Annotated in this window: 5 protein-coding genes; 3 read left to right on the plus strand and 2 right to left on the minus strand. The window is 37.0% G+C overall.

The genetic code is table 11. The annotated features are described in order from the left end of the window. On the plus strand, positions 1 to 1,741 hold a 1,741-nt coding region (locus Q0L68_RS13030; RefSeq protein ID WP_296703869.1), incomplete at its 5' end, for an adenylate/guanylate cyclase domain-containing protein. Between the two features lie 37 nt (positions 1,742 to 1,778). On the opposite strand, the gene Q0L68_RS13035 is transcribed toward Q0L68_RS13030, so the two are convergent. After that, positions 1,779 to 2,624: an SDR family oxidoreductase gene (locus tag Q0L68_RS13035; RefSeq protein WP_296703873.1), complete on the minus strand. Its 846-nt coding sequence runs from the start codon at positions 2,622 to 2,624 to the stop codon at positions 1,779 to 1,781. A gap of 153 nt (positions 2,625 to 2,777) precedes the next feature. Next, a complete protein-coding gene (locus Q0L68_RS13040) occupies positions 2,778 to 4,835 on the minus strand; it encodes a glutamine--tRNA ligase/YqeY domain fusion protein (RefSeq protein WP_296703875.1) in 2,058 nt (685 codons plus the stop codon). A 196-nt stretch (positions 4,836 to 5,031) separates the two neighbouring features. Between Q0L68_RS13040 and Q0L68_RS13045 the strand changes: the two genes are divergently transcribed. Continuing rightward, complete coding sequence (locus Q0L68_RS13045) at positions 5,032 to 5,772, plus strand: glucosamine-6-phosphate deaminase (RefSeq protein WP_296703878.1); 741 nt, start codon at positions 5,032 to 5,034, stop codon at positions 5,770 to 5,772. Positions 5,773 to 5,873: 101 nt separating this feature from the next. Next, entirely contained in the window at positions 5,874 to 7,199 is a 1,326-nt protein-coding gene (locus Q0L68_RS13050) for a sugar MFS transporter (protein ID WP_296703879.1), read from the plus strand. Positions 7,200 to 7,264: the final 65 nt, after the last annotated feature.

Genomic DNA, 7,264 nt, shown 5'->3' on the forward strand with positions numbered 1-7,264 from the left:
CCAGCGGCATGATCTCGTTGACAGCTTAAAGCAGCAATATTTTCAATCCAATCCCAAAAATCTAGATCTTCTGGTTTCTTTGCTCCAAGAAGAACCCAATCCTGACAGTATGCTCAAATATGGGAAAATCCTCTTTGATGAATCATTAAAGGATTCTTCCAATCTCATGACTTTTCAGGGATTTTTACATTTAGGCAATGGGCACATATTAAAAGGAGAGCTTTCCCAAGGTTTAGAGTATTATTTTGAAGGTCTGAAATACGCTGAAAAGGAATATTACGAAGAAGGAAGGGGAAAACTTTTTATTGCAATTGCAAATGCCTATTCCCAGAGTGAAAATAGCCAAAATGCAGCTACATATTATGGCAGAGGTATTGAAATTCTTAGAAATGGGAACGATTCTTTAGGTCTAGCTAGTGCCATTTTTAATGCAGGAGATGAATACCTGACCCTTGGTAAACTAGACTCTTCTTTGCTTTATACAAAAGAAGCCCAAATAATTTTCCAGCAAGTTAATTACCCGATTGGAGAGGCTTATTGCTTTGGGAATTTAGGAATGATATATGCCAAAAACGGTAATAATAGCGATGCCGAAGAAAACATAAATAAAGCCATTAAACTTCTGGAGGAGTACAATGAATTCTATCCAATTTCAGTTTATTTGGAATTTATGTCATTCATATATTTAGAAAATGGAGATCAAAAAAGAGCATTGAACTATGCAGAAAGAAGCTTAGAACTCGCTAATCAATATGGTTTGAAAGATCAGATCAGTCAGTCAAATCTGACTCTTTCAAAGATCTATGAACAAATAGGAGATACATCCAAGGCTTTTGAATATTATAAAAATCATATAATCTATCGGGACAGCGTCAATAATATCGCAGCGGTACAAGAAATGGCTAATCTCAGAACAGATTACGAAGTTTCTCAAAAACAGATCACGGTGGATCTATTGGAAAAGGAATCTTTCATTAAAGATCTGCAGGCCAAAAGACAAAGATTTATTATTTATGGAGTTCTGCTTTTATTGATTCTAGTGGCACTTCTTACTTTCGTTATTTTTCGTAGGTACCGATATGAAAAAGAAACCAAACAGATCATAGAAAAAGAGAAAAATAGGTCTGAGGAGCTATTATTAAATATTCTTCCGGCTGAAACTGCCGAAGAATTAAAGGAAAAAGGTAAGGTCAAAGCCCAGCGGATCAATTCTGCAACAGTTCTCTTCACAGATTTCAAAAGCTTTTCAGCAATTTCCGAACATATTAGTCCAGAGCAGTTAGTAAAGAGCATTGATTATTATTTCAAGGAATTTGATCGAATCAGCACCAAATACAACCTAGAGAAAATAAAGACGATTGGAGATTCTTATATGTGTGCTGGAGGCCTACCCATTGAAAATCTTACGCATGCAAAGGATGTGGTATTAGCTGCTAGAGAAATGATGGAGTTTGTGAATACTAAAGTGGATGATAATCTGACCCGCTTTGAAATGCGTATCGGTATTCATACAGGCCCTATCGTGGCAGGAATTGTTGGAATCAAAAAATGGCAATATGATATATGGGGAGATACTGTCAATATTGCCTCAAGAATGGAAACCAATTCGGTCCCAGGTAAAATCAACCTGTCTGAAACTACTTACGAACTGATAAAAGATGAATTTGACTGCGAATATAGAGGCAGCATTGATGTGAAAAACCGAGGTATATGGAAAATGTATTTTTTAAAAGTGGATTGAAAACAAAAAACTGATTGGCTATAAAACAAATTCTATTCTAATTCCAAAAAAAAAGCTTTTCCTTGATTGATCGAATTTTTTTCAGTGGGTGGTTTCGAATTAATCTTCGTAACAGCCATGGTGAAAACCTGTTAACCCACAAAGTAAATCCCTCAGGACCTCCAACGTAATATTCTTCTTTTCTTTTTTCAATCGCACCAATCATTTTTCTCACAGCTTTTTCAACTGGATAGGCTTTCTTAAAAGCTGTCTCAACTTTGCCATAATTTTCTCCTTTCCCTAATACTGCGTGAGCTGTTATCTCAGTTTGAATAATGCCGGGAATAATCAAAGAAATGAAAATCCCAGTATCCATCAATTCACTTCTCAAAGACTCATAAAAACCATGCAGAGCATGTTTTGGAGCTGCATAAGCAGCTAGCTTTGGCACGCCATATTTTCCTGAAAGACTACTGACAACTACGATATGTCCTGATTCCTGAGCTTCAAAATATGGAAGCAATCCTTTGGATAGTGCCACAGATCCAAAGTAATTGATATTCATTAACTTCTGATCAATTTCAATACTTGTATTTTTCGCAAAATCCCGAACGGCTATTCCTGCATTATTAATCAACAGATCTATTTTTCCATAGTAGCTGATTGCATTGATTACTTTTTCTGCCAAATCAGAAATCATTTCCAAATCCAAAGGCAATACCATTGCAGAACCTGGATTTCTGGGCAACTGGGCATTTACCCTTTTTAACTGACCCTCATTTCGTGCAGATATAATTAATTTGGCACCTAGTTCGGAAAATTGATAGCACATTTCCTCACCGATCCCAGAAGATGCTCCGGTAATCCAAATTACTTTATCCTGAAAATGAGATTTGGATTTCATATTGATTAGGTATTAATCAAGTTATTGAAATTCAATTAAATATCAATGTTAAAGCCATAACTTCCATTTCAAAAGCAATAAAAAAACGCTCGTAGATTTAATTCCACAAGCGTTAATTTCAAAATATTCTTTAGCTAAACCCTGACTAATGAACTACAGCTTATTGTCAACTTTCTTTGCTTCCTCTACCAATTGCTCGTTCTCATCTTCCAATCCAATTTTGATAAATGAATCGATTTCAGAATTCCTTTCCTGACCCTTATTCAACAAAACACCTAGAGCAATCATTACTCCGATTCTTGTTCCTACTTTCTTAGCTGCAGTCCCAAATAGAGGTTCTAACTCCTCATAATTTACATCCTCAGCAAGTTTTAGAATATCTGCCCTAGCAGCAGCAAGTTTATCTCCTGATAGGTTGGTGTATTTCTTGGCTATCTTTTGAATCTCATTAATAGCAGAACGCTGCCCTTGAGGCTGTGCACCACCTTGATTCTGTTGTTTTGCAGGCTGATTATTTTGAGGCGTAGGAGCCGGTTTTTGTTTCGCCCATGAGTCGCGCAATCCTACTGTTTTATTAAATACCATCTGGTCAGAAGTCGAATCCCTATCCAACGTAAAATATCCCAAACGCTGAAACTGGAACTTATCATCTAAGGTAGCTAGCTGTAAGAAAGGCTCTAGATAGGCTTCTTTAATCACTTTTAAGGAATCAGGATTAACGAAGTCCATGAAATTTTTATCTTCATGACTATCAGGAGCTTCATCCAAAAACAACCTGTCATATTCTCTAACCTCGGCTTTTATTGCATGCTGAATAGAAACCCAGTGAAGTGTTCCTTTTACTTTTCTAGTGCTTGCTTCTGTGCCACTCCCAGATCTTGAATCCAAGTCAGCTGTACAATGAATTTCAGTAATATTTCCTGCATCATCTTTAATCACCGATTCTCCTTTTATTATATAGGCACTTTTCAATCGAACTTCATTACCCAAAGTCAATCGAAAAAATTTACTTCCTGCTTCTTCTTTAAAATCTTCCCGCTCGATAAATAGCTCTCTTGAAAACGGTACCTCATGGGTTCCAGAATTAGGATCCTCTGGATTGTTTTCTGCTGAAAGAATTTCGATTTTGCCTTCAGGGTAATTCGTAATTATCAATTTAACAGGATCAAGAACTGCCATCACTCGCGTAGCAGTTTTATTTAAATCCTCACGGATGCAATATTCCAATAATGAAACATCGGTAACGCTATCTCGCTTTGAAATTCCAGATAGATCACTGAAGTTTCGGATGGATTCAGGAGTGTATCCTCTTCTTCTCAAACCAGAAATAGTAGGCATTCTTGGATCATCCCAGCCTGAAACCGTTTTACTTTGTACCAATTCTAAAAGCTTTCGCTTACTCATTACAGTATAGCTCAAGTTTCTTCTGGCAAATTCTCTCTGAATTGGTCTTAATTTAGTGGGGTCGATTATTTGATCCAAAAACCAATCGTATAACTCCCGATGCATTTTAAATTCAAGAGTACAAAGTGAATGAGAGATCTGTTCAATATAATCTGACTCACCATGAGTCCAATCATACATAGGGTATATGCACCAATCGTTTCCAGTTCGGTGATGAGATTTTTTGACAACTCTATATAAAATCGGATCACGCATCAGCATGTTAGGAGAACTCAGATCTATTTTTGCACGAAGCACATAGCTTCCTTGCTCAAATTCACCTGCTTTCATCCGCTCGAATAAATCCAGATTTTCTTGTACAGTGGTGTCACGAAATGGACCCGGCACTCCAGAAGTAGTCGGCGTTCCTTTTTGTTCAGCCATGGCATCAGCAGATTGTCCATCGACATAAGCTTTGCCTTCTTTGATCAATTGAATAGCCCAATCATAAAGCTGCTGGAAGTAATCTGAAGAATAACATTCCTCGGCCCATTTAAAACCCAGCCATTGTATATCTTTTTTGATGGCGTCAACATATTCCTGTTCTTCTTTGGCAGGATTTGTATCATCAAATCGAAGATTTACAGGGGCATTATATTTTTCGCCTAATCCAAAATTTAAACAAATAGAAGCTGCATGGCCAATATGAAGATAGCCATTAGGCTCAGGAGGAAATCGAAAACGAAGCTTATCTTTTGATAGGCCAGCCTCCAAATCGTCAGCAATAATTTGTTCAATAAAATTTAGTGATGCGGATTCTTCAGTCATAGATCAAAATTGAATTTCAAAATTAAGTCAATTGGATGTATTTGCAACCGAAAAGTGAAATTGGTTGGTTTAGAGCTTATCATTTCCTGTAGTCATGGACACGTAGTCATTTGGACCAAGGGGAGAAATCTCAATGTTTTCAATTATATTTTTATAATTTAATTGAAAATTTAAAACCCCAATAAAACCTCATTCTATGAACATAATTTGTAGCCAAAACTCCATAGAATTAGGAAAACTTGCCGGAAAAAATGGTGCTAAGTTAATTCGAGAAGCAATCCAAAATAAAGGTTTTGCCAATATCATCTTAGCAACCGGCACCAGTCAATTTGAAACATTAAAGCAATTGCTTTCTGAAAAAGATATTGATTGGTCCAAGGTTACTGTTTTTCATTTGGATGAGTATTTAGGTTTGCCAATTTCTCACCCGGCAAGCTTTAGAAAATATTTATTAGAGCGATTCTTTAATCATTTACCACAATTAAAAGGCTACCACTTAATTAATGGAGAAGTAAATCCGGAAGAAGAATGTTATCGATTGGGTAATTTGATAAAGAAAAATAAGATTGATGTAGCTTTTGTCGGAGTTGGCGAAAATGGACACTTGGCTTTTAATGATCCTCCTGCAGATTTTGAAACTGAACATCCTTATATCATTGTGGATCTAGATCAAGCTTGCCGGATGCAACAGTTTGGAGAAGGCTGGTTTCCAAATTTAGAGGCAGTTCCTAATCAAGCAATCAGCATGTCCATCCGACAAATCATGAAATCGAAAGCGATTATATGCTCTGTTCCAGATACAAGAAAAGCTATTGCAATCAAAAATTGCTTTGAAGGGCCAATTAGTCCTGATCATCCAGCTTCAATCCTTCAAAATCATCCTCATTGCCAATTATTTTTAGACCAAGGATCTTCGTCATTACTTTCAGGTCATTGATCGGAAAAGTCTTGTTTTGCTGGAAAAAAATTTTGTATTTATAATAATTCTCAACCATTCATTTTGAGATTACTATCATTTGTTTTCAGCCCAAAAGAACTATGTCCCCAAAATCAGTGGCCGTAAAAGCGGAATCATTAAGCCAAAAGGATACTTGGATATCAATTGGAATTATTGGAGTCTTATTTTTCGTTTTTGGCTTTGTCTCCTGGATTAATGCCATTCTTATTCCTTATTTCAAAATTGCCTTTACGCTCAGTAATTTTGGCTCCTATTTAGTTGCTTTCGCTTTTTACATTTCCTACCTAGTGATGTCTGTTCCTTCTTCTTACCTGCTGAAGGCAGTTGGTTTTAAAAAGGGAATGATGTTTGGATTTTTTATTATGGCAGTAGGGGCCTATACCTTCATTCCCGCTGCTATGGGAAGAACTTATGAAGTGTTTTTATTAGGGCTTTTCACATTAGGAACAGGCCTTGCAGTGCTTCAAACCGCAGCAAATCCCTATGTGACAATTTTGGGCCCCAAGGATAAAGCGGTCCAACGGATCAGCATCATGGGGATATTCAATAAAGGCGCAGGAATTTTAGCTCCAATTATTTTTGCTGCCGTGGTTCTCAGAGTAGGGGATACTGAACTCTTCAATCAATTGGAAACCATGGGCGAACTGGAGAAAAATGCTGTATTGGATGAGTTGATTCGAAGAGTGATTACCCCGTATGCCTTTGTAGGAACGGTATTAGTAGGATTGGGAATTTTGGTTCGTTTTTCACCACTTCCAGAAATCGATACGGAACATGAAAGCGAGGAACTAGCAGTGGCCAATTCCAGCAAAAAATCCATTATACAATTCCCACATTTGATTTTAGGAGCTTTAGCTATTTTTCTCCATGTTGGAACTCAAGTAATCGCTATCGATACAGTGATTGGCTACGCAAATTCATTTGGGATAGGATTAATGGAAGCTAAAGTCTTTCCTTCATTTACCTTAGCTTTTACGATCATCGGATATTTAATAGGTATTTCATTGATTCCTAAAGTTATTTCTCAGGTCAATATCCTGAGAATATGCACCCTTTTGGGGACAATTTTTACTCTCTTGATTATTTTCACATCGGGAGAGGTTACTCTTTTTGGGCTCACTTCAGATGTTTCTATCTGGTTTGTAGTGCTGTTAGGCTTAGCTAATTCCTTGGTTTGGGCAGGAATCTGGCCTTTGGCACTGGATGGACTTGGACGGTTTACTAAACTAGGAGCATCAATCATGATTATGGGGCTTTGTGGAAATGCCATCATGCCTCTGATATACGGAGCACTTGCGGATAGTTTTAATGTTCGCATTGCTTATTGGGTACTTTTTCCTTGCTATTTGTATTTGGTGTTCTACGCTGCTTACGGACATAAAATAAGAACATGGAAAATGATTTGATATTATTTGGACGTTCGTATTTGGATGGGAAACCACTGGAAATTACTATTTCTAATGGAAAAATC

Origin of the sequence: Algoriphagus sp., assembly GCF_024642405.1 — a bacterium.
Classification (GTDB): Bacteria; Bacteroidota; Bacteroidia; order Cytophagales; family Cyclobacteriaceae; genus Algoriphagus.

Coding starts and splice junctions, on each gene's coding strand:
- Q0L68_RS13035 (WP_296703873.1), bottom strand. CDS start 2,624: ATGAAATCCAAATCTCATTTTCAGGATAAAGTAATTTGGATTACCGGA.
- Q0L68_RS13040 (WP_296703875.1), bottom strand. CDS start 4,835: ATGACTGAAGAATCCGCATCACTAAATTTTATTGAACAAATTATTGCT.
- Q0L68_RS13045 (WP_296703878.1), top strand. CDS start 5,032: ATGAACATAATTTGTAGCCAAAACTCCATAGAATTAGGAAAACTTGCC.
- Q0L68_RS13050 (WP_296703879.1), top strand. CDS start 5,874: ATGTCCCCAAAATCAGTGGCCGTAAAAGCGGAATCATTAAGCCAAAAG.